The organism is Hydrogenophaga sp. GW101-3F08 (assembly GCF_059424585.1).
Genome location: NZ_JBWKZP010000005.1, coordinates 65,746 through 86,897, shown reverse-complemented (window position 1 = coordinate 86,897; position 21,152 = coordinate 65,746). Strand labels below are relative to the sequence as shown.

The 21,152-nt window shown below is 66.2% G+C and carries 22 protein-coding genes; 3 read left to right on the top strand and 19 right to left on the bottom strand.

Annotated features, from left to right (window positions below; genetic code table 11):
- Positions 1–25: 25 nt before the first annotated feature.
- The 11 genes from flgL to flgB form a co-directional block, all read right to left on the bottom strand.
- Entirely contained in the window at positions 26–1,246 is a 1,221-nt protein-coding gene (flgL, locus tag AC07YZ_RS14460) for a flagellar hook-associated protein FlgL (RefSeq protein WP_494795234.1), read from the bottom strand.
- A 26-nt stretch (positions 1,247–1,272) separates the two neighbouring features.
- Positions 1,273–3,186, bottom strand: coding sequence for a flagellar hook-associated protein FlgK (flgK, locus tag AC07YZ_RS14455; RefSeq protein ID WP_494795233.1), 1,914 nt, complete (start codon positions 3,184–3,186; stop codon positions 1,273–1,275).
- A 36-nt stretch (positions 3,187–3,222) separates the two neighbouring features.
- The gene (gene flgJ / locus AC07YZ_RS14450; protein WP_494795232.1) at positions 3,223–4,119 is read right to left on the bottom strand and encodes a flagellar assembly peptidoglycan hydrolase FlgJ; all 897 of its coding nucleotides are present in this window, start codon (positions 4,117–4,119) and stop codon (positions 3,223–3,225) included.
- On the bottom strand, positions 4,116–5,294 hold the full coding sequence (locus AC07YZ_RS14445; protein ID WP_494795231.1) for a flagellar basal body P-ring protein FlgI: 1,179 nt from the start codon (positions 5,292–5,294) through the stop codon (positions 4,116–4,118). The genes flgJ and AC07YZ_RS14445 overlap by 4 nt, the downstream gene beginning before the upstream one ends.
- Before the next feature lie 46 nt (positions 5,295–5,340).
- Positions 5,341–6,030: a flagellar basal body L-ring protein FlgH gene (locus AC07YZ_RS14440; RefSeq protein ID WP_494795230.1), complete on the bottom strand. Its 690-nt coding sequence runs from the start codon at positions 6,028–6,030 to the stop codon at positions 5,341–5,343.
- Positions 6,031–6,157: 127 nt separating this feature from the next.
- Positions 6,158–6,940 (bottom strand): flagellar basal-body rod protein FlgG, encoded by a 783-nt coding sequence (flgG, locus tag AC07YZ_RS14435; RefSeq protein WP_226494355.1) that lies wholly within the window; start codon positions 6,938–6,940, stop codon positions 6,158–6,160.
- A 28-nt stretch (positions 6,941–6,968) separates the two neighbouring features.
- Complete coding sequence (flgF, locus tag AC07YZ_RS14430; protein WP_494795229.1) at positions 6,969–7,706, bottom strand: flagellar basal-body rod protein FlgF; 738 nt, start codon at positions 7,704–7,706, stop codon at positions 6,969–6,971.
- A 37-nt stretch (positions 7,707–7,743) separates the two neighbouring features.
- Positions 7,744–8,958, bottom strand: a complete 1,215-nt coding sequence (flgE, locus tag AC07YZ_RS14425) for a flagellar hook protein FlgE (RefSeq protein ID WP_226494357.1) — start codon at positions 8,956–8,958, stop codon at positions 7,744–7,746.
- Positions 8,959–9,001: 43 nt separating this feature from the next.
- Positions 9,002–9,664 (bottom strand): flagellar hook assembly protein FlgD, encoded by a 663-nt coding sequence (locus AC07YZ_RS14420; protein ID WP_226494358.1) that lies wholly within the window; start codon positions 9,662–9,664, stop codon positions 9,002–9,004.
- 14 nt (positions 9,665–9,678) lie between these two features.
- Positions 9,679–10,083 (bottom strand): flagellar basal body rod protein FlgC, encoded by a 405-nt coding sequence (gene flgC, locus AC07YZ_RS14415; RefSeq protein ID WP_226494359.1) that lies wholly within the window; start codon positions 10,081–10,083, stop codon positions 9,679–9,681.
- A 10-nt stretch (positions 10,084–10,093) separates the two neighbouring features.
- A complete protein-coding gene (gene flgB / locus AC07YZ_RS14410; protein ID WP_226494360.1) occupies positions 10,094–10,495 on the bottom strand; it encodes a flagellar basal body rod protein FlgB in 402 nt (133 codons plus the stop codon).
- A gap of 240 nt (positions 10,496–10,735) precedes the next feature.
- Here flgB and flgA point away from each other — a divergent pair, with 240 nt between their 5' ends.
- The 3 genes from flgA (at position 10,736) to AC07YZ_RS14395 (ending at position 12,354) form a co-directional block, all read left to right on the top strand.
- Positions 10,736–11,500, top strand: a complete 765-nt coding sequence (gene flgA, locus AC07YZ_RS14405; protein ID WP_226494361.1) for a flagellar basal body P-ring formation chaperone FlgA — start codon at positions 10,736–10,738, stop codon at positions 11,498–11,500.
- A gap of 126 nt (positions 11,501–11,626) precedes the next feature.
- Positions 11,627–11,956 (top strand): flagellar biosynthesis anti-sigma factor FlgM, encoded by a 330-nt coding sequence (gene flgM / locus AC07YZ_RS14400; protein ID WP_494795228.1) that lies wholly within the window; start codon positions 11,627–11,629, stop codon positions 11,954–11,956.
- A gap of 32 nt (positions 11,957–11,988) precedes the next feature.
- Positions 11,989–12,354: a hypothetical protein gene (locus AC07YZ_RS14395; RefSeq protein ID WP_494795227.1), complete on the top strand. Its 366-nt coding sequence runs from the start codon at positions 11,989–11,991 to the stop codon at positions 12,352–12,354.
- A gap of 452 nt (positions 12,355–12,806) precedes the next feature.
- Here AC07YZ_RS14395 and AC07YZ_RS14390 read toward each other — a convergent pair whose 3' ends face one another.
- The 8 genes from AC07YZ_RS14390 to AC07YZ_RS14355 form a co-directional block, all read right to left on the bottom strand.
- Positions 12,807–13,265: a DUF2846 domain-containing protein gene (locus tag AC07YZ_RS14390; RefSeq protein WP_494795226.1), complete on the bottom strand. Its 459-nt coding sequence runs from the start codon at positions 13,263–13,265 to the stop codon at positions 12,807–12,809.
- A gap of 38 nt (positions 13,266–13,303) precedes the next feature.
- Positions 13,304–13,711 carry a hypothetical protein gene (locus AC07YZ_RS14385; RefSeq protein WP_494795225.1) on the bottom strand — a complete coding sequence of 136 codons (408 nt, stop codon included), beginning with the start codon at positions 13,709–13,711 and terminating at the stop codon, positions 13,304–13,306.
- A gap of 8 nt (positions 13,712–13,719) precedes the next feature.
- Complete coding sequence (locus tag AC07YZ_RS14380) at positions 13,720–17,202, bottom strand: EndoU domain-containing protein (protein ID WP_494795224.1); 3,483 nt, start codon at positions 17,200–17,202, stop codon at positions 13,720–13,722.
- Positions 17,203–17,312: 110 nt separating this feature from the next.
- Entirely contained in the window at positions 17,313–17,852 is a 540-nt protein-coding gene (locus tag AC07YZ_RS14375; protein WP_494795223.1) for a DUF2059 domain-containing protein, read from the bottom strand.
- A gap of 95 nt (positions 17,853–17,947) precedes the next feature.
- Positions 17,948–18,766: a hypothetical protein gene (locus tag AC07YZ_RS14370; RefSeq protein WP_494795222.1), complete on the bottom strand. Its 819-nt coding sequence runs from the start codon at positions 18,764–18,766 to the stop codon at positions 17,948–17,950.
- Between the two features lie 136 nt (positions 18,767–18,902).
- Complete coding sequence (locus AC07YZ_RS14365; protein WP_494795221.1) at positions 18,903–19,358, bottom strand: hypothetical protein; 456 nt, start codon at positions 19,356–19,358, stop codon at positions 18,903–18,905.
- Positions 19,358–19,600: a hypothetical protein gene (locus tag AC07YZ_RS14360; protein ID WP_494795220.1), complete on the bottom strand. Its 243-nt coding sequence runs from the start codon at positions 19,598–19,600 to the stop codon at positions 19,358–19,360. The genes AC07YZ_RS14365 and AC07YZ_RS14360 overlap by 1 nt, the downstream gene beginning before the upstream one ends.
- A gap of 146 nt (positions 19,601–19,746) precedes the next feature.
- Positions 19,747–21,150 (bottom strand): hypothetical protein, encoded by a 1,404-nt coding sequence (locus tag AC07YZ_RS14355; RefSeq protein WP_494795219.1) that lies wholly within the window; start codon positions 21,148–21,150, stop codon positions 19,747–19,749.
- Positions 21,151–21,152 lie beyond the last annotated feature (2 nt).

Below are 21,152 nucleotides of genomic sequence, written 5' to 3'. Positions count from 1 at the left end.
TGTCTCATGACGGCGACCGTCCGCGTCACCCCAGGTACTGGAACAGGGACAAGCGTTGCACCTGGGCGTAAGACTGCAGCGCGGCCTGCAGCCCCACCTGCTGATTCTGGAAGTCCGAAATGCCCTTGATCATGTCCAGGTCTTCGAGACGCGATTTTTCGCTCTCGTGCGCCACCATGCGGTCGGACAGCTGGCCATCGACCGCCTCGCCGCGGTTGAGCCATTCGCCGGCCTGGGCGCGCGCCAGCAGCACGCGGTCGTGCCCGGCGTCGAGCTCGGTGAGCGAGCGGCCGATCGCCTGCGTGAGCTGGGCGGTCTGGCCGGTGCTGGCGCCGCGCAGGGCGTCCACCGCGTTCTGCATCACCTGGAACAGATCGGTCGGCGCCGTCACCGGGCGCAGCTCCACCGAGTCGCCGCTGTCGGGCTGGCCCTGCATCACGAAGGACATGCCGTCGAACTCGATGGCGCTGCCGGCGGTGTAGGGCACGCCGACCTGGCCGGCCACCGGCGTGGCGGTGGTGGTGTTGGTCACGGTGTACTGCATCACGCCGGCCACCTCGGCAAAGCCGATGCTGTAGTCGTTGCCGGTGAGCGCGCCCGGGTCGGTCACCTGGCCCATGTCGGTGCGCACGCCACCGGTGTTGCCGGTCGGCAGGTCGAGCCGGAAGGTGCCGTTGCCTTCGGGCACGCGCATCCAGATGGCGTTGCCGTCCAGGGTCTGCGGCAGGCTGTTGATGCCGGTGGCTTCCTGGCCGCGCTGGCCGTCGAAGCGCACCACGCCGGAGCCGCTGGGGCCGTAGAGCTCGACAAAAGGCGTGGACGAGCCACCCAGGCCGCCAAAGAGGGTGCGGCCAAAGCTGTCCTTCTGGTTGACCACGCCGAGCAGGCGCTCGCGCAGGCCTTCGATCTGCTGCGCCAGGTCCTTGTATTCGTTGCTGCCGTAGCCGCCGTTGCCGGCCGCCACCAGCAGGTCGCGCACGTCCTGGATCAGCTCGCCGGCCTCGCCCAGCGCGCTCTCGGCCTGGGTCAGGCTGCTGCGCGAGGCTTCGAGCGAGCGCTGGTCGGCGCCTGCGCGCGCGAGGCGGTTCTGCGCGCTTTCGGAGAGCACGGCGGCCACCGGGTCGTCGCTGGCGCGCTGCACCCGCTTGCCGGTGGAGATGTGTTCCTGCAGGGTGGACAGCTCGGCCTGGCGCTTGTTCAGGGCGGCGATCGTGTTGTCGTAGCTGTTGGCGGTGGCGACTCTCATGGCGGGCTTCCTTCGGTGGCGTTCGCTCAGCGGCCCACGGTCTGCAGCAGCGTGTCGAAACTGCTCTGCGCGATCTGCAGGAACTTGGCCGAGGCCTGGTAGGCCTGCTGGAACTGCAGCAGCCGCGCCGCCTCTTCGTCGAGGTTGACGCCCGAGACCGCGGCGCGCGCACTCTCGGTGCTGGTGGCCAGCTGGCCGGAAAAACTGGACGAGAACTTCGCCCCCTGCACCTGGGTGCCGAGGTGGGACAAGACGCTGGTGTAGCCGTCGGCCAGCGCCACGCCTTCGAAGGTGGCCTGGTCGCGCAGGGCCAGCACGGCCTTGGCGTTGCCGGCGTTCTGCTGGGTGCTGCCGGCCGGGGCGGCGGCGATGTCGAAGCTGTCGCCCGCGCTCGGGCTGCCGCGCAGCGTGAGGCTCCAGCCGTTGAACTGGATCGGCTGGCCCGGTGTGTAATTGTAGCTCGCGGGCGGGCCGGCGTTGTCGGGCGGCGGGTTGCCCGGGCCCAGGCCGGTGGCGGTGAAGCTGCCGTCGGCCAGGAAGGTGATGTTCACCGGGTCGGTGAGGTTGGCCGAGGCGTCGGTGGCGTACAGGCTCTCGATGCTCAGGCCACCGGCGTTGGCTGTGCCCGGCGTCACGGCCACCGGGCTGGCCGCGGCCAGGCGGTCGGGCGAGCCGATGGCCAGGGTCATGGCGCGCGCCACGTTCACGTAGGGGCGCACCAGGAAGCTGTCGCCCACGGCACCGGCGCCCGCGTCGAGTTCGAAGCTCAGGCCGTCGAGCTCAGCGGGCAGGCTGGCGAACGAGGTGCTCACGCCGTCGGACAGGCGCTGGATGCTCACCCCGCCGGCCTCGAACCGGATGCGGTAGTCCGACGCCATCAGCGCGGTCGGGTCGCTGACCTCGCTGTGGATCTGCGCCGTGCCGGTGTTGGTGGCCGCGGGCAGGCCGGCGGCGTCCGCCGCGGGCACGAAGAAGTCGCCACCGGCGTTGCCCAGCAGGTCCACCCCCAGGCGGTGCTGGGCGTTGATCTCGGTGTTGAGCGCCAGCGCCATGCGCCCGAGCAGGTTCTGCATCTCGGGCAGGTCTTCGTTCAGGAACTCCAGGTCGCCGCCGATCTGGCCGCCGAGCGCGGTCTGGGGCAGCTCGCGCGTGACGCCGCCTTGCACGAACGAGACGCGCAGCTGCGAGTTGTCGGTGGTGTCGCGCGTGGCGACCAGGGCGTTGGCCTGGCGCCCGAGCACCAGCGGCTGGCTGCCGGCCACGAACACGCTGACGCTGCCGTCGTCGGCCGCCACGGTGCTGGTCTGCACGTATTTGTTGAGCTCGGTGAGCAGCGCGTCGCGCTGGTCGAGCAGGTCGTTGGGCTCGCCGCGCGCGCCCGCGGTGTCGATGATGCGCTGGTTGATCGAGGCGATGTCCTGTGCCAGGCGGTTGACCGCCGTCACCGAGCTTTCCACCTGCTGCTGCGCGCCATAGGCCAGCGCGTCCATCTGGCCGGCGGTGTCGCGCAGGCGGGCGGCCAGCTCGTCGGCGCGCGCGATCACCACCACCCGGGCCGACGGGTTGGTCGGCGCGGAGGCCACGTCCGCCCAGGCGTTGAGCATGTCGTTCATGGCCGCGCCCAGCCCGTTCGCCCCGGTGGGAAACAGGGATTCGAGCTTGGTGAGCTTGGCCAGGCGCTCGGCGTCGGCCGCGGCCACCGAAGTGGCCAGCTGCGCCTCGCGCGTGAGGTAGGCGTCGTGCGAGCGCGAGACGGTGCCCAGCTCCACGCCCTTGCCGAAGTAGTTGCCGCCGAGCTGCTGGTAGCCCGCGCTCTGGGTGTGCACCGTCTGGCGCGAGTAGCCGGCGGTGTTGGCGTTGGCGATGTTGTGGCCAATGACCTGCAGCGCCGCCAGGTTGGTGGACAGTGCGTTGGCACCGATGTTGAGGGCGGAGGACATGTCAGTGACTCATGAAGTGGGCAAGCAACGGGGTGGTCATACTTGTGCTCGCTGCAGGCTCAGGGCCACGTTGATGGAGCGGCTGAGCTTGGCCGCGTACTGCGGGTCGGTGGCGTAGCCGGCGCGTTGCAGGCCGCTGGCGAAACCCTGGACCGAGTGGAGCTGGTCCATCACCTGGTCGTAGCGCGGGCTCTTGCTGATCAGGCGCGCGTAGTCGCGGAAGGACTCGGCGTAGGAGTCGTAGGCGCGGAACTTCGCCACCGTCTTGCGCGGCGTGCCGTTGACGTATTCGGTGGTCACCACCTCGGCGACCTTGCCCTTCCAGGCGGAGGTGGCCTTGATGCCGAACAGGTTGTGCGAGGGCGAGCCGTCCCGGTGGCGGATCTCGCTCTTGCCCCAGCCGGTTTCGTGGCCGGCCTGGCCGATCATGAAGCTCGCCGGGATGCCGGACTCGCGCGCCACGCTGGCGGCGGCCTGGCTGTGTTCGGCCACGAAGCCGGCCTGGCGCTGCCCGGCCGGTGCCCGGCTCACGGTGCTGGCGGCGGGCGCGCGCGGCGCGGCGGGGGTGCTGTTGTCCGCCCCAGCGGTGCCCGCCTTGGCCGCCGCGGCGGCGTCGGTCTGGCGGCTGAGCTGGCGCTCGATGGCTTCGGACAGCCCGCCGGGCATGCCGGTGAGCTTCACGGCGAGTTGCTGGTCCAGCAGCTCGGTGCCCAGATCGCCCTGGCCACCCTGCCCGTCCATCAGGCCGGACTTCATGGTGGCCTCGCGCATGCTCTTGATGAGCTCGCGCATGAACAGCGCCTCGAACTGCTTGGCGGTTTCCTTGAGCGCCGCCTTGCCCTTGTCCCCCGTCTGGCCCGCGCTGAAGCGCAGGGCGTTGAGCGCGCCAGGATCGCTGGCGAGGCTCTGTGTGGACGAAAAGGGGGCGTTCAAATGACTTCCAGCTCGGCGTTCATCGCGCCGGCGGCCTTGATCGCTTGAAGAATGGCCAGCAGATCCTGCGGGGTGGCACCCAGGCCGTTGAGCATGCGCACCAGGTCGGAGAGCTGGGGCGCGGCGTTCATTTCAATCAGGGAGCCGTTGTCCTGGGTGATCTGGATGTCGGTCTTTTCGGTCACCACGGTCTGGCCGCCGGTGGACAGCGGGTTGGGCTGGCTGATCACCGGCGTGGCGCTGATGCTCACCGAGAGGTTGCCGTGGGCCACCGCGCAGGGGCCCAGCGTGACCGCCTGGTTCATGACGATGGAGCCGGTGCGGGTGTTGATGATCACGCGCGCGGCCGGCACCGTGGCTTCGAGCTGCAGCTCTTCCACCTCGGCCAGGAAGCTCACGCGCGCATCGGTGTTGGCCGGTGCGATCAGGCGCACCACGCGGCCGTCCACCGCACTGGCCGTGCCCGCGCCCATACGGGCGTTGACGGCCTCGGCCACGCGGCGCGCGGTCAGGAAGTCGGCCGAGTTCAGGCCCAGGTCGATGGTGTTGCCCAGCGCGAACGGCGTGGGCACGCTGCGCTCGACCTGCGCGCCCGAGGGGATGCGCCCCGCGCTCAGGTGGTTGATCTGCACCTTGCTGCCCCCGGCGGCCGCGCCCGCGCCACCCACCAGCAGGTTGCCCTGGGCCAGCGCGTAGATCTCGCCGTCGGCGCCCTTGAGCGGGGTGGTGATGAGGGTGCCGCCGCGCAGCGACTTGGCGTTGCCCACGGAGGACACGGTCACGTCGATCATCTGCCCGGGCTGGGCAAACGCGGGCAGCTGGGCCGTGACCAGCACCGCCGCCACGTTCTTGAGCTGCATCTTGCCGTCGGCCGGCAGCGTCAGGCCGAGCTGCTGCAGGTAGTTGTTCAGGCCCTGCGCGGTGTAGGGCATCTGGGTGGTCTGGTCGCCCGTGCCGTCCAGCCCCACCACCAGGCCAAAACCGGTCAGTTGGTTGCTGCGCACGCCCTGCACGGCGGCGATTTCCTTGATGCGGATCGCCTGCGCCGGCGCCGGCCAGCCCAGCGCCACCACCCCGAACACCAGCAGCGCGCTCCAGGCCAGCAGGCGGCGCAGGGCCGCCCTGTGGGGGCCGATGGGGGCGAGCCGTGCGCGGGTGTTGGAGCGGGTGTTCATGGTGGGTGCCTGCAACCGGAAAGTCATGCCTGCATGCTAGGCCGGCTCAGAAGGGGAAAACGTTCAAAAAGAACCGTCCCAACCAGCCAATTGAGAGCGCTTCGTCCACCGGACCGCGCCCTTTGGACTCGATGCGGGCGTTGGCCACCTGCGCCGAGGGCACCACGTTGCCGGGCTGGATGTGGCGCGGGTCCACCGTGCCGGAGAAGCGCAGCACGTCCACGTTGCTGTTCACGCCGATCTGCTTTTCGCCGGCCACCAGCAGGTGGCCGTTGGGCAGGACTTCCTGCACCGTGACGGTGATGATGCCGGCGAAGTTGTTGGCGTTTTCGTTGTCGCCCTTGCCCGAGAACTGGTTGCTGGACTCGCCGCCCAGATCGAAATTGCGGTCGCGCAGCAGCTCCTTGGCCTTGATGCCCGGAATGGCCGAGACACCACCCGAGACGCTGCCGCTACGGTCGATCGACGAGGACGAGGACTGGCTGGCGCTGACCTTCTCGGTGATCTGGATCGTGAGGCTGTCGCCCGGCAGGCGCGCGCGCGGGTCCTCAAACGCCGGGCGGTAACGCGCGGCCTGGAACAGGCTGCCGTTGCTCGGCGCGGCGGGCGCGGCGGCCGCGTAGTTGATGGGGCGCACCGGCACCACGTCGACCGGCTTGGTCATGCAGGCGGTGAGCAGCATGGGCGTGCCGAACGCGATGAGGCGAGCGATGGAAGGAAAACAGATCTTGAACATGAAGCACTTTCGTTTCGGTGATCCGGTGGCCAGAGGTGCCTGATCCAGAGACACCGCGGAACCGGCTTTGCCGGGCCGCTGGTGTCGCCCCCTGGGGGGTAACGCCGCAGGCGGCGCGGGGGGTGGGTCAGAGCTGTCCCAGGCGCTGCAGCATCTGGTCGGAGGTTTGAATGGCCTTGGAATTCATCTCGTAGGCGCGCTGGGTCTGGATCATGGTCACCAGCTCCTGCACCACATTGACGTTGGAGGTTTCCACGTAGCCCTGCATCAGGTTGCCCAGGCCGTTGGCGCCGGGCGCGCCGGTCACGGGGTTGCCCGAGGCCGCGCTCTCGGCGTACATGTTCTGGCCCAGTGGCTCCAGGCCGGCGGGGTTGATGAAGCCGGCGAGTTCGATGTTGCCCACCTGCTGCGGCGTGGCATTGCCCGGCATCTTCACGGAGACCACGCCGTCGGCGCCGACGGTGATGCTCTGCGCTTCGGCCGGGATGGTGATGTCGCCCGCGACGGGGAAGCCGCTGGAGGTGACCAGCCGGCCCTGCGAGTCGGTCTGCAGGCTGCCGTCGCGCGTGTAGCCGGTGGTGCCGTCGGGCATGGTGACCTGCAGGAAGCCGCTGCCGTTGACGGCCAGGTCCAGCTGGTTGCCCGACTGCTGCAGGCTGCCCTGGGTGAACGAGCGGCTGGTGGCGACGGTGCGCACGCCCAGGCCGATCTGCAGGCCAGTGGGCAGGTTGTTCTGCTCGGTGGCGGCCGCGCCGACCTGGCGCAGGTTCTGGTACATCAGGTCCTCGAACACCGCGTTGGCCCGCTTGAACCCGTTGGTGGACACGTTGGCCATGTTGTTGGAGATCACGTCCAGCTGCGTCTGCTGGGCCTGCATGCCGGTCTTGGAAATCCACAGGGAATTGATCATGGTGTGCTCCGGGTCGGGGGAAAGGGGGTCATCCGTTCAGGCTCAGCAACTGGCTGGCGGTCTTGTCGTTGGCCTCGCCGTTTTGCAGCATGCGCATCTGCACTTCGAACTGGCGCGCCACGGCGATCATTCCGACCATGGCCTCGATCGGGTTCACGTTGCTGCCTTCGAGCGCGCCGCTCTGCATGTGGGCCTGCGCGTCGGCGGGCAGCGCCGTGCCCTGCGGGCCGCGGAACAGGCCGTCTTCGCCGCGCTGCAGGCGGTTGTCGGCGTCGGGCGTGACCAGCTTGAGCCGGCCCAGCACCTGGGGCGGCTGGTTGCCCACGCGGGCGGTCACGCTGCCGTCTTCGCCGATGCCCAGCGTCGCGTTGGGCGGCACCACCAGCGGGCCGCCGTCGCTGAGCATGGGCAGGCCCTGCGCGTTCACCAGCGTGCCTTCGGTGTTGACCTCCAGCGCGCCGGCGCGGGTGTAGGCCTCGGTGCCGTCCAGCCCCTGCACCGCAAAGTAGGCGTTGCCGCGCGCGGCCACGTCGAGGTCGCGCCCGGTCTGGCTGATGGCGCCCGGCGTCTCGGAGTGGCCGGCGGTGGCTTCGAGCGCGAACACCCGCGTGCTGGCGCCGTCGCCGCGCACCGGCACCGCGCGAAACGTGGACAGCTCGGCGCGAAAGCCCGGCGTGGACGCATTGGCCAGGTTGTTCGCCAGCACCTGCTGGCGGTGCATCGACGCACTCGCGCCGGTCATGGCGGTGTAGATCATGCGGTCCATGGCGTGCTCCCGGGTTCTTTCGCGTCAGTGAATGGCATCAGCGCATGTTCAGCAGCGTGCTCAACACCTGGTCCTGCGTCTTGATGGTCTGCGCATTGGCCTGGTAGGCGCGCTGCGCCGTCATCATGTTGACCAGCTCGGCGGTGAGGTCGATGTTGGAGTCTTCCAGCGCGCCCGCGCGCAGGGCACCGAGCTTGCCTTCGCCCGGCGCGCCGCGCACGGCCTCACCCGATTCGAAGGTCGTGACCCAGTTGCCGCCGCCCGTGGGCACGAGGCCCTGCACGTTGCGGAAGTTCACCAGCGAGATCTGGCCCGCCGCCTGCGACTGGCCGTTGGAATAACGCGCCATGATCACGCCCGACTCGTCGATGCCCAGGCTGGTGAGTTCACCCGGGCGGTAGCCGTCCTGCGTGAGGTTGGAGACCGCGAAGTCGGCGCCGAACTGCGTGGCGCCGGTGAAGTCCAGGTCCACGTTGAAGGTCTGGGTCGGGTCGTTGGGCGAGGCCAGCTGCAGCTGCGGGATCACGCTGGCCGGGTCGAGCGAGCCGTCGGCCAGGAAGGAGATGGTGAACGGGGTGGACAGCGCCGGGTCGGAGTTGTTGACGCTGGTGTAGACGTTCCACTGGTTGTTGCCGATCTTGTCGAACACCAGGCCGACCGGGATCTCCAGGCCCTGGGGGTCGAAGGCGTTGAGCGAGGTGGCGTAGGTGCCCAGCGGCGTGGGCGGCACCACCGAGGCGGCGATGGGCGCGCTGGCGTCCAGGTTGAACTCGGCCGTGATCGCCGAGGTCTGCTGGGCCGGGATCGGGCCGCCCGTGGGCAGGGTCAGCGGCACGGAGTCGAAGCCCTGGCGCACGCCCGCGGCGTCGGTGGGGTAACCCATGAGCTGGCCGCCGGTGTTGGTGATGATGTTGCCGTCGCGGTCCAGCTTGAACATGCCGGCGCGGGAATAGGCCATGGAGCCGTCGGGCATGGCGAGCTCGAAGAAGCCGTTGCCGTTGATGGCCACGTCCATGTCGTTGCCGGTCACGCTGATGTTGCCCTGGGTGAACATCTGCGAGACGGTGGCCACCGTCACGCCGATGCCGGAGTTGACACCGCCCGAGGCGTTGATGGAGCTGGCGTAGAGCTCGGCGAACTCGGCGCGCGAGGCTTTCATGCCCACGGTGTTGGCGTTGGCGATGTTGTGGCCGATCACGTCCAGGTTGCGGCTGGCGCTGTTCAGACCCGAGAGACCTTGCTGGAATGCCATGGTGATGTCCTTTGGAGGGGGTGGGGGTGAAAACGAGTCGGCCTTACATGAAGGCGCGGACCTGGTCGTAGGTGAGGGTTCGGCCGTTCTGCAGCTGCAGGTTCAGAGCCCCCGAGGAAAAGCCGACGGATGAGATCTCCAACCGCGACAGCGGCTTGGCGGTGACCGCTTCGCTGCCGCTGGTGGCGCGCACTTCGAAGCGGGTGGCCGCGCCCGCGCCAAGCGCGCCGGAGTCCCACTCGAAGGCGTGTTGCCCGGCGCCCAGCGCGCCCATGTCCACGGTGTCGATCACCGCGCCGTTGGCGCCGATGACGTCCACATAGACCTGGCTGGCCTCGCCGTCGAGCGCCACGGCGCCCTTGGCGATGGCGCCGTCGTAGGTGAGCTGGTCGCCGTCGATCAGCGCCTCGCGCCCGATCAGCGAGGTGCCCTGCAGCGACTGCATGGCCGCGCTCTGCTCGGCCATGCCCTTGAGCGTGGCGTTGAGTTCCTGGATGCCGCTGACCGTGTTGATCTGCGCCATCTGGGTCGTCATCTGCGCGTTGTCCATCGGGTTGAGCGGGTCCTGGTTGTTGATCTGCGCGACCAGCAATTTGAGGAACCGGTCCTGCGAGGCCTGGGGGTCGGTGGCGTTGTTGCTGTTGACCGCCGTGGTGCTGCCCACGGTGGTGCCGAGGTTGCTGAGGTCAAGGGCTGAAGTGAGCATGGTTCAAAGGCCTTTCACTGCCCCATCTGGAGCGTTTTGAGCAGCAGCGATTTCGCCGTGTTCATGACTTCGACGTTGTTCTGGTAGGAGCGCGAGGCCGACATCATGTTGACCATCTCCTCCACCGGGTTCACGTTGGAATGGGTCACGTAGCCCTCGGCGTCGGCGCTGGGGTGGCCCGGGTTGTGCACGCGCCGGCCGGGCTCTTCGCTCTCGCGGATGTCCTGTACCTTCACGCCCGCGGTGCCCGCGCCGCCCATGGGCACGGTCTGGAACATCACCTGCCGCGCCTTGTAGCTCTGCCCGTCCGGGCCGGCCACGGCATCGGCGTTGGCCAGGTTGCTGGCCACCACGTTCAGGCGCTGCGACTGCGCGCTGATCGCGCTGCCCGAGACACCGAAGATGGAAAACATCGACATGAGGAACTCCTTACTGCCCGGTGATGGCGCTCAGCATGGTTTTCACATGCGAGTTGATGAACCGCAGCGTGGACTCGTAGCGGATGCTGTTGTCCACGAAGTTGGCGCGCTCGCGGTCCAGGTCGACCGAATTGCCGTCCTGGCTGGGCTGGGTCTGCACCGTGTAGGCCATGTCCGGGCTGCGCGGATCGGCCGAACCCAGGCGCATGTGCTGCGCGCTGGTGACGCTCACGCCCGCGCCCGACGCGCCGCCCGAGGCGTTTTGCAGCGCCTTGGCGAAATCGAAGTCGCGCGCCACGTAGCCCGGCGTGTCGGCGTTGGCGATGTTGCTGGCGATCACCTGCTGGCGCTGCGAGCGCAGCACCAGCGCGTTGGCATGGAAGTCCAAGCGTGCGGTCATCTGTTCAAGCATGGTGCGGCTCCAGACAGGGTGGGCGGGTCGGCAAAAGCGCAGGCTTTCACCGGGATGAAGGCAAGTATGGGAAAACTTGAGCCTGCGCAATGGCCCGAACAAACGCCGCTTTTGCGGGCATTTCGGTGCTTTGTGCCCGCCCCACCCCGCCTACAGTGCAAACCTGACGGCATGCGCCGCCCCCTCGCTTGCCCCACCCGCGCAAACCCGATCAACCACCCACACCCCAAGAGAACCGCCATGCAAGCCAACGCCTCGACCCACCCGCCGCTGCGGTCGCCCGCGCGCGCCCTGTCCCGCTGGCTGGCCGCGGGCGCGCTGCTCGCCCTGAGCTGCTGGTTCATCAACCCCGCCCGGGCGCAAGACAACGCCGGGCTGGAGCAGATCGCCAGCGACTGGCTGCAGCCCGCGCTGGCCTCGGGCCTGGGCCAGGAAGCCGGCGCCCCGCTGCGGCCCGAGGTGGTCATTGGCCGGCTCGACAGCCGGCTGCGCCTGGCCCCCTGTGCGCGCGTGGAACCCTATCTGCCCACCGGCACGCGCCTGTGGGGCCGCAGCCGCATCGGCCTGCGCTGCCTCGAAGGTGCCACCCAGTGGAACGTGTACCTGCCCGTCACCGTGAAAGCCTGGGGCCCGGCCTGGGTGCTCAAGCGCCCCGTGGCCGCCGGGGCCACGCTCACTCAAGAAGACGCCGACGTGGCCGAAATCGACTGGGCCGAACAGTTCGCCAGCGTGCTGGCCACGCCCGCGCTCTGGGTCGGCCAGCAAGCCGTCTACGCGCTGCAGCCCGGGCAGGCCCTGCGCAGCAACATGGTGCGGCCCATCCCCGCCTTCGGCCCCGGCGCGCAGGTGCGCGTGAGCAGCGCGGGCGCGGGCTTTCACGTCATCGTCAGCGGCGTGGCACTGGGCGCCGGCGTCACCGGCCAGTCGGTGCGCGTGCGCCTGCAGGGTGGCCGGGTGGTCACCGGCCTGGTGCGCGACGGCCAGACCGTGGAAGTGCAGCTGTGAGCACGCTCCTGGCACCACCCGCGCTGTGGTTTCGTGAAGAAATCAACACAAAAAGGCTAAAGTCCCCCCGCTTTTGCGCCGATAGTCTTTCCACAACGCCCTGACTTCGGGGTTTGGAGAGTGATCATGAAAGTCGAATCGTCACCGGATTCCTACATCGGTTCCGTCGCCGGAGGCCCACAAAAGGCCGCCGAGCGCCCCGCTGCGGGCGCTGAAGCCGCCGCAGCGGCGCAGCCCCAGGCCGGCGTGACCGTGACACTGTCGTCCTCCACCGTCTCGGCCATGCAGGGCTCCGCGGCGGGGGGCAACGACGTGTTCAACGCCGAAAAAGTCGAGGCCATGAAACAGGCCATCGCCAACGGCACGTTCCAGGTCAACGCCGAAGCCATCGCCGACAAGATGCTCTCCAACGCGGCCGAAATGCTCAGCAGCAGCGCCGGCGGCAGCCGCGCCTGACCCCTCCTTCCCCCCGAAGAAAGCCCCAGGCCATGACCCCACAGCCCGCCACCCACCCCTGGTTGACCTCGTTGCAAACCGAGCTTGACGGGCTGGAAGCCGCGCTGCTGCAGGGTGACGCCACGGGCGTGGAACGGGCCAGCGCCCGCGTCCAGGGCGTGCTGCAAAAAGCCCCCAAAGCCATCGTTTTCAGCGCCCCGGGCCACGCCGCCCTGCGCGAACAGATGCACAGCGCCGCCGAGCGCTTCGGCCGCCTGCGTCAGGCCGTGCTGCGCGCCAGCGCCCAGAGCCAGCGCGCCGTGCACAGCCTGCTGCCCCAGCAAGCCCAACCCACCTACGGCCACATGGCCGGCCCCTCGTCCACCGGCGGCGCCGGCCGGGCTTACCTCGCGGCCTGAGCGGCTGGCGGCCCTGGGCGGGCCTTTCTATTGCATGGCTGGCCTGATCGGCTGGCGTAAAAAAACCGGCAAATGCCGGTTTTATTGTTTTAGGGGTGCTGCCCAGGGAGGCGTCGAAGGCAGCGCCGGGGTCGTTGCTGCTGCCGTCCCAGTGACTGGTGGCTCCGTTGCCCGGGCCTTTGAGGGTCTGCTGGCTGAAGAAGATGGTGCCGCCCAGCAGCTTGACGTTTTGTGTCTGCAGGTGTTGCAGGTGGGTCTTGGCTTGTTCGCCTTGCACCAGGGTGCCGTCTTTGGTGTACCCGCTGTAGGGACGCCCTGTGCTGCCCAGGATCGGGCTGACCGCTTGCGCGAAGCTGCTGACGTTGATCGTCAACATCAGGGCGCCGGCAATCAGACGCTTGAACCAGCGGTTCATCAATGGGCTTTCAAGAAACGCTGGCTTGCATGCACCCTTACTGCGTCACCACCAGCTTGGTCTCCAGCACACCTTTTTTCCCTTGCTCGGGTGAGACCAGGTGCAGTTTGGAAGCGGCAGCCCACATGCCCATCTTCACTTCCTGCCAGATGTAGGTCAGGGTGCCGGCCTTCACGTCGACTTCGATCTTGTTCTCGGAGCCTTCGGTCAGCGACTCGACCTTGTGTTTTCCCGGCGCCACTTCCTTGTACAGGTAGGTATTCGCAGCCGTCTGGCCAATCATCTGGCCGTCCACCGTCACCGGCATCTTGACGGCGGCGCCCATGGTTTCGTTGCGGTAGATGTAGATGCCGGCTTTGTCCGCAGGCGCGGTGAAGGTCTTGCGGGCTGCGTCTTGTGTGGCGTCGGCCATGTTGACGGAGGCGCAGCCGGTGGTGAGGCTGGCGGCCAGCATTGCAGTGGCCAGGAAGGAAAGACGGGTGGGGGAAGATTTCATGGGGGACTCCCTTGGGTTAAAAATGGTGTCGTTGCTATTCAAACGGTAAATTTCTTGATGGGTGAATCACCATCTTGGCCCGGCCCTTGCTGGACAAAATCGATCCATTCGCACAGAACTCTGTAGAAAAGTTCTGTATCCATGTTTTGATCATACGATTCATCGTAGGCAAACGAGATGTTGGTTACATCGCCTTTGACCTCGGCGCACCACGATTCGGTGCAGCAAGACTTATTAACAGAGGCATCAAACTTGGACATACGTATTTGATCTCTTAACTCAATAAAAATTGGAATATACACATCGTAACGCATGCCTCCGTGATCACCCAAAAATGCAAGAAATAGTTTCTCCTTTATATCATCCAATGAATGAATATAAATTACCGGAAACAAACCATGCCCATAATATTGTTCATCGCACACCCAAGCGAATTCAACATCCATACAATCTCTCACTTTTTTGGGAATACTGTTACATTGGGACTCAAATAGCCCTGCACCTTTACGCCAGACGGGGTAACACCTTCCCACATTGGTGCAGCATTGAATGGATTTTTAATGATTTGCCTATTTTTATACGCCGCATCCACTTCAACCTTGATTCGATCCCCCGTCCAGTGATCGGGAAACATGGTTGAATTTTTTGTCAAATATTGACCCGGATTCTTTGGATCAGGCATTCGAACCGTCGCCTCATAGACACCCAGGGAGTCCGGGGCGCCTCTCGTTACCACGTCCACCGTCCCCGTCGATGTGCTGTGCCCTCCAACCACCTTCCCGCTCTTACTGATTTCAGTCGACAAGATGTGCCCATCAAAATCAATAGGCGCCGTGACCTGGCCAACCTTCTTTGAAGCCTGCAGATTGAGTATCGCATCTGGGTCTTTTCCAGTCAGATTCGGGCCTGTCGCATTGTCTCTAATTCGATTCAGCGCTGAAATCTCATCATCGACCTTGTTAGCGACACTCCCCGCATTCTTGACCAGCTTGACGGCATCGCCAACCGGTCCAGCCACGATCATCAAGGCTCCACCGATGGTCGGGTCACTGATGAAGTCCCGGATGTCCAGAGCAATACCTGCCGGGGTGAAGCCAGCCGCGATGTCCTTGATCTTGTTGGCCGTTTCCTGCGACTGCTCCAGCTTGGTCGTGCAGGCGCTCTGGCTCAGGCCTCTGCACGTGGACGCGATGAACGCGTCCATCTCCTTGCGGCCCTGCTCGATCTGCTGGACGATCTGGTACTGCTGCTGGACGGCTCTGTCGGCCCGATCCTGATTCGCGGCCAGCTCAATGCTGCTGACCTGGCCCAATGGATCGGGGCCGGCCTTGCTCGCTTCGATGATGGCCTGTTGGTGCGTCCTGACGCACTCAGTGCTCTTGCACTCCGCCAAAGCCCGGGCGTTGGCCCGCGAGGTCTCGGTGTACTTGTCCTCGATCTTTTGCTGGCTGTCGGGCGTACACCCCCCCGGCTTGGCCCTGCAATCCGCAAGTTCCGCTTGCAGCTTTTTGAGCTCGTCGTGCTTGAGGTAGTTGTTCTTGACCGCGTTCTCGGCCGTGGCCTGCCCCAGCCCGAAGTTGCCCTGCGTCTGGTCTTTGTCTCCCACCAGCGCCGCAGCGCTCCCGCCGATGAGTCCGCTGATGAAGGTGACGTTGTCGTTGAGCGTCTTGCCCGGTGCGGCTTTGAAGATGTTGGCGAGCAGCCCGGGGTCTTTGTCGTTGCTCAGCGCGACCTTCACGCTGTCGGCCGACATGTGCCCGATCACGGCTCCGGTCGCTGCCGGCACACAACCATCGCCGCTGCCGCTCTTGGCCATGCCCACGCCGCAGCCGAGCAGGGCGTGCGAGGCGTACTTCTCGAAACTGCCCACATCCGTGTTGGCGCCGATGTAATCGGCCACGTTGGCCGAGACCAGGTCCACCCCGGCATTGAGGGCATTGGTCATCAAGGCGCCCCCGAGGCTGCCCCCGTGGGCAATGCTCTGGCTCAGGCTGTTGGTGACGGTGCCGTAGATGGCTTCACCGACTTGTTTGCTCATGCCCAGTGAGCCACCAAGGTTTCCTGCGCTCACGCCCGCAGCTGCCATGGCCGTGTTGACAAGGATGCCGGCCACACCGCCCTTGAATGAGTTCTCACCAGCCGCCAGCGCCTTGCTCAGGCTGCCGGTCTGGATGCCCGCGCTGATGACCGCTCCGGCGTAGGCGCCCACGGCCGAGCCGATGGCGGTGGCCGCCACGCCCGCCACGCTCACCGTGCCTGCCGTCGTGGTCACGGCCACGGTGGTCACTCCCGCAACGGTGGTCGTGCTGGCGCCTGTCAGTCCCGCGGCCCATACGCTGGCCGCCCCGGCGGTGAAGTACACGACGACAGCGGCGATCACCACCGCGACCAGCGTTTTGAGCCAGCTGCCCTTCTTGGGCGGCTCCAGCGCCTTGGCGTAGGCCACCTTGTAGCGCGCCTCGGCCAGGCCCCGGATCTCGGCGTACCTGGGGTGGTCGGGCTTGAGTTCTCCGTTCTCCAGCAGCTTGAGCAGGCGCTCCTGTTCGGGGTCGCCCCGTTTGTCGTACAGGTTGAGCCCGCTCTTGAAGAGTTTGCCGTTGTCGTAGGCCGCCAGGTCGAGCTGATCGGCCTGGTATTTCGCGGCCTCGGCGGTGAAGTGGGCCTTGGTGTTGTATTCCACCTGGCTGGCGTAGGCGAGTTTGAAGCGCTCTTCGGCCAGCGCGCGGGCGCGCTCGTAGTCGGGGTGCCCGGGGCCGATCTGGCCGTTCTGCAGTTGTTGCAGCAGGCCGTTGTCGCCCCGGTTGCCGAATTTGTAGAGGTCCAGCCCCTGCAGGAAGAGGCTGCGGTCTTCCTGGAAGTAGCCAAAGTCGATGCCGGCGGCGGCCTGTTGTCCTTTCTGGTTCTGCAGGCCCGCGGTGCGCAGGTTCTGACCCAGGGCGGCGTCGGTGTTGCCCTGGCCACCCCATTCGCCGTAGCCTTGCTGGCGCTGGAAGTCCTGGAAGTGCGGGTCGCGCTGCAGGTTGAATTCGTGGGCCTGGCCGTCGGGTTTGATGTAGCCCACGACGAAGCCGCCGCTGCCACTGCTGGCGTTCACGCTGGGGGCGCTGCCCAGGGCGGCGTCGAAGGCGGCGCCGGGGTCGTTGCTGCTGCCGTCCCAGTGGCTGGTGGCGCCGTTGCCCGGGCCTTTGATGGTCTGCTGGCTGAAGAAGATGGTGCCACCCAGCAACTTGACGTTTTGTGTCTGCAGGTGTTGCAGGTGGGTCTTGGCTTGTTCGCCTTGCAGCGCGAAGAAGGCGGTGGCGCCGCCCAGGGGGTCTTGCGCGGCGAGGAAGACGGGCTTTTCCTGGTAGAGGTTGAAGCCTCGGTTGAAGATCTCCGCGCTGCTGCTGTCGTGGGTCTTGCCCAGGTGGGTGCCGCTGGCGGTGGCGACGTAGCCGGTGGCCGCCGCGTCGAGCAGGATCTGGTTGTAGACGGCCTGGTTGCAGGTGGTGGCGGCGTCGCAGCCGGCGGCTCCTGCGTTGGCGTCGGCGTAGGGGTTGGTGGGGGTGAGGTACAGGCGCGAGAGCGCCAGGCCTCCGGGCTCGGGGGTGACGGCGATGGCCGATTCGATGTCGCCCAGGATGGCTTGGGTGAAGCTGGGGTCGGTGGTGTTGCTGAAGGCCACGGCCGCGGTGGTCCACAGCGCGGGGTTTTGCAGGTCGTGCAGGCTCTGGTGCGGGTTGCCTACCACTTGCCCGCCTTGCACCAGGGTGCCGTCTTTGGTGTACCCGCTGTAGGGCCGCCCTGTGCTGCCCAGGATCGGGCTGACCGCTTGCGCGAAGCTGCTGATGTTGATCGTCAACATCAGGGCGCCGGCGATCAGACGCTTCCAGAACGCGGGTTTCTGATGGGGGTCTGTCGACAGCGCCAATGATCGCGTGTCTGTTGCTTGTGTCATCACGCTCCTCCCGAACTTCTTCTTGCGTCAAGGGGCTGGTGTGCCCGCTTCAAAAGGGTGCGCGAGCGACCAACCATCCACGCACCCGGCCTGCATTGCGGGGAGCACCGCTACTGCTTCAGAGCGTCTTTCAGGGCGTCTTCGAGCACGGGCTGGATCTTTTGCAGGATGCCGGGCAATTGCCTCTGGATCAGCTGGGCGGACTCCAGGTTGACGGTCTGCATCTTTTGCATCAGCGCCTGGTAGCCCGGGTCTTCGTAGAGCTTGATCAGGCGGTTCACTTCGTCCTGGCTGAGCTGGGCCTGGTAGAGCCGGATGTAGGGGTCCTTCAGGCGCGGCCAGCCCATCTCCCGGCGCAGCACCACCCCGATGCCGGGCACGGCCTTGTCGACCGCGGTCTGCTGCTGCGCGTTGAGCGGCGCGCCACCGTTTTGCTGCAAGAGGCTGGTAACGATCTGCTGGCGCACTTGGACTTCGATGCCGCCCACGGCCTGCTCCAAAGCCTTTTGCGCGCCGTTGATGGCCACGAGTTTCTCGACCGAGGCCGCACTGGCGCGGGCAGTTTGAGCCGCCGCGGGGAAAGCCGCCACGGCCATGAGAACGGCGAGCGCGAGGCCAGGAAGGACGTGACGATGAGAGCCGATGTTCATGAGAGGTGCTCCTTTGGGGATAGGCCTTGTATACGGCCAGACGGGTCGGGCCGTCTGGCCGTGGGGCCTCGGTTTCCGAAGACGAAAGGGTCCGATCAGCGGTAGGGGTAGTACACGCCAGTCATCCAGCCGGGCAGATCGGGCTGCTCGAACACTTTATGGCTGAAAGCCCAGAAAGCCACGCGTTCGTATTTGTAGGTATTGGTGGCGCTGTTGGCCTTCACGAACACAGCCTCATCAAGGTCGGCTGTGTAAAAGTGGCCGCGGCTCGGGCTGTAGAAGCGGTACACCGGCGTCAAGCCGGTGCTTGGCGCGGGTTCCATTTTGCAGACGGCCGGTGACACACCCGTGCTCGTGTCGAGAGCCCTGCTGGCGCACGCCAGCGGGTATTGGCTGACCCGCGTGACCTCCCCCGTCTGTGGGTCGGTCTGGTCGAGCTGCATGGGAGCGCTGTGGATATCCGGCACATAGAACGCAATGCCCTCCGACACCCAACTGGCGGACAGCTGGTTCAGCGTATACATGTATTCGGCGTAGGTCGATGTGTAGAAATAGCTGCCAATGACTTTGTGCCGGAACCGATACACCGGAACACCGCCCTGGAACGCATGGGACGAGGCGCGGAAGTTGTGGAGCACGCTGCCGCCCGCGCCGTTCCAGGTGGACATGTGCCATGTCGGGAGGTTGCACACATGGTTGATTTCATTCACGTCCAGCGAATAGAGGTAGGCGCGGTTCGCATCGTTGAAAAACCGGCCCACCTTGAGCGCCTGCACACCTGGCCACACCTGGTAGAGCGTGTTTGACATCGCAATGAAGCAGTTGGCCGCAGCGGCCGAGCCGGGCACTTCGGCCATGGCGGGTGTGGACACCAGGCCCGCAAGGCCCAGCACGAGTGCACAAATTTTCTTCATGAAATCCTCCAGCATTTTTTTCTTGACTCAATGGAACACGCACATCGCAACACGGGCTCTCAGCCCCCGTGAAGCAATCGATCAAGGGGCAACCACCGGCATAGGCGGCGGTCGGTTGCCCCACTCAGCAAGCGGCTTACTTCAGCTTGGCCTGGCCGTTGTAGCTGATCGAGCAGGTCTCGTTGCCGGACTTGGCCACCACGGAGAACCCGGCACCGTACAGCCCCGGGGTGGCGGTGCTTCGATAGACCATGGTGGTGGTCAAGAGCACGCCATCGGACGTGGTCTGAAACGATGTCGACAGACCCGCGTTGTCCGCGTCCACCGAGCCTTGCAGGGTAACGGTGTTGCTGACCAGGGTGATGGCGCGGCCCGACTGGGTCACGGTCTGAACAACCTTGGAGGACTTGGCAAGACCCGTGGCGCACGTGTCCGACGTCTTGGTGAGCGTCACGTCATAGGTGCCGGCAAACGACGGCACTTCGGCCGAGGCGTCGGTATCCGATGAGGACCCACCGCCACAGGCCTGCAGCCCCACGGAAAGGACCACCACCGAGCAGGCAGAGAGAAACTTTTTGTCCCATGCAAACATCATTTCGCTCCTTGTCGTTGGGTGTTCGTGCCGGTGGACTGCGCCTTGCTCACTTCGGTGACCAGGGCCGTTTGCGCGGCGGCACGCGGATCAACCGAACTTTTCACGGCAACGGCTGGAGCCTGGGCAGACAACGACAGTGCCAGTTCCAGCGCCCGTTGGTCGGGCTCGGTGGCGAAGCTGGCGGTGGATACGAAAAGAATCGCTGCGGCGGTGGAGATGCGCCACTGGATGGTGGTCATGGAAATTCCCTAAAAGTAAAGTGATCGTGAGTCGTCAAAGTAGGCGGCCTGCGGCCGACCCTTCGGGTTTCGAAGCAAGCGGTGCGTGCGTTGGTATTCCTCCCCATATGGCGGTGAACACCCATCCGTACGGACGGGCCTGTGGTTCAGTTTTTGCCCAGCAGGTGGCTGCGCTCAACGGGCGCTTCGGCGTTGTAGCTGGCCTTACTGCCGTCCACGTCGGTGAAGTCGACCAGCAGCCCCTGGCCCTGGCTGACGCGCTCTTGCGTGGTGACGGGGCCGGCCCACATGAGGTAGTGCTCGCGGTACCGCGACTCCCGGTTGGCCACCTGGGGGCGCATGATGAGGTGGCCCTCGCGGTCGAAGGCGCTGATCTCGAAGCTGGTTTCGGCCTTGACGGTTTCGTTGTTGTAGACCAGCGCATCGAAGCGGCTGCGCACGGTGCCAAAGATGTCCACCGTGATGTAGACCAGCACCTCAGCGCTGGGGTCGGTCGGGGTGGTGGGAATGACGCCGCTGAACAGCAGGTAGTTGCGCACCAGGCCCATGAGCAAGCTGGCGTCGCTCTTGGGCACGTTGAAGTTCTGGTAGTCGCCCAGGCCTTTGTATTGCAGCGTGGCGGTGTGCTCGCGCCGGGTGCCCTCGGTCACGCTGGTGGTTTCGCTGGGCGTTGGGCTGACCGCCTGGCGCTGGCTGTTGAAGCCACCCCGGGTGGTACTGCCGCCGTTGTTGCTGCTGGTCGAGGTGGTGGTGCTGCTGCCGCTGTTGCTGCCGGTGCTGCTGTTGGTACCACTGCCGCTGCTGGAGGTGTCCTGGGTGTTGGTGCCGCTACCTGTGCTGGTGGTGTTCTGGGTATTGGTGCCGCTGCTGGTGCTGGTGCCACTGCCCGTGGTGGCGTTGGTGCTGTTGTCGGTCTGGTTGAAGTTGCTGTTGGTGGTGGTGCCACCGGTGGTGCTGGTGCTGCCACCCGAGCTGGTGCCAGTGTTCGTGGTGTTGCTCGTGTTGGTGTTCGAGCCGGTGCTGGTGTTGGTGCCACTGCTGCTGCTGCTGCCGTCGCTGGTGCTGCTGCCGCTGCTGGTCGAACTGCCTTGCTGGGTGCTGCTGCCGCTGCTGGTGTTGCTGCCGCTTTGCAAGGTGGTGCTGACGGTGGTGGTGCCACCACTGGAGCCGCTGTTGCTGTAGTTGCCGCCCGATTCGGCCAGGTTGAACACCTGGAAGGCATTGCTGGTGGTGGTCACCGGGCTGAGCACGCTGCCCGCGCTGAACAAGAGGCCCGGGGTCCAGCGGCCACCCGACAGGGTGCCGCCCCCTTCGTCGGCCACCAGGTCAAACACCAGGGCGGCGCGCTTGCCCCGAAGCGCGGTGACGTCGATGTCTTTGAGTGCGGCCCGGATGCTGGCCGACACCAGGCGTTGTTCGGTGGCGAAGCGTTTGCCACCACCGTGCGCGGGGATGCCGGTCAAGGTGCCACAAGAGGCCAGCGCGAGGAGCGCCGCCAGACCGAGCAAAACAATGGGCGTGCGTTGCCCCACGCGAGAAGCGGATTCCATGA